The sequence below is a fragment of the Mesorhizobium sp. M1A.F.Ca.IN.020.03.2.1 genome (genome assembly GCF_004023205.1).
Lineage (GTDB): Bacteria > Pseudomonadota > Alphaproteobacteria > Rhizobiales > Rhizobiaceae > Mesorhizobium.
In genome coordinates this window covers 1-835 of sequence record NZ_RZSV01000491.1, presented here as the reverse complement: position 1 = coordinate 835, position 835 = coordinate 1, and the positions used below count along the sequence as shown (strand labels likewise).

The 835-nt window shown below is 68.5% G+C and carries 1 protein-coding gene; it reads left to right on the top strand.

Annotated features, from left to right (window positions below; translation table 11 throughout):
• A partial coding sequence (locus tag EOA79_RS32300) for an aldo/keto reductase (RefSeq protein WP_206639306.1) occupies positions 1-835 on the top strand: 835 nt, incomplete at both ends.

Here is an 835-nt window from a genome sequence, read left to right as displayed (position 1 = left end):
GCTTCATGCCGGAGCACCGGCTCTACGCCAGCGAGCTGGCCGGCGGCGGCATCCTCGACGTCGGCGGCTACCCGGTCTCGATGGCGCGGCTGATTGCCGGCGCCGCGGCGGGAAAGCCTTTCCTCGAGCCGGACAAGGTCGTCGGTGCGGCCCATCTCGGCCAGTCCGGCGTCGATGAATGGGCCTCGGCGCTGCTCCATTTCCCCGGCGGCATCGTCGCCGAGGTCTCGTGCAGCATCTCGCTCAACCAGGACAATGTCCTGCGCATTTTCGGCACCAACGGCCAAATCGAGGTGCCGGACTTCTGGTTCGCCGGTGGCAACCGCGATGTCGGACCGGGCCGGATCGAGGTGATCCGGTCCGGCGGCACGCGCGAGGTGATCAGTGTCAACGAGACCCGCCACCTCTATTCCTTCGAGGTTGACGCCGCCGGCGAGGCGATCCTGGCCGGCCGCCAGGAATTCGCCTGGCCGGGCATGGGCTGGGCCGACAGCCTGGGCACGCTGCGCGTTCTCGACAAATGGCGCGCCGCCGTCGGGCTGGAGTACGAGATCGAAAAGCCGGCTAAGCGCGTCAACACCATCTCCGGCCGGCCGCTGCGCGCCAACGGCACCGCCATCGGCAAACGCGCGATTCCCGGCCTGCCGAAGCCCGTCTCGCGGCTGGCGCTCGGCTTCGAGGATTTCCGCACCTTCTCCTCGGGCTCGATCCTGCTCGACGCCTATTTCGAAGCCGGCGGCAACCTGTTCGACACCGGCTTCGTCTATGGCGCCGGCTACACCGAGACGCTGCTCGGGCAATGGCTGAGCAATCGCGGCGTGCGCCAGCAGTCGGT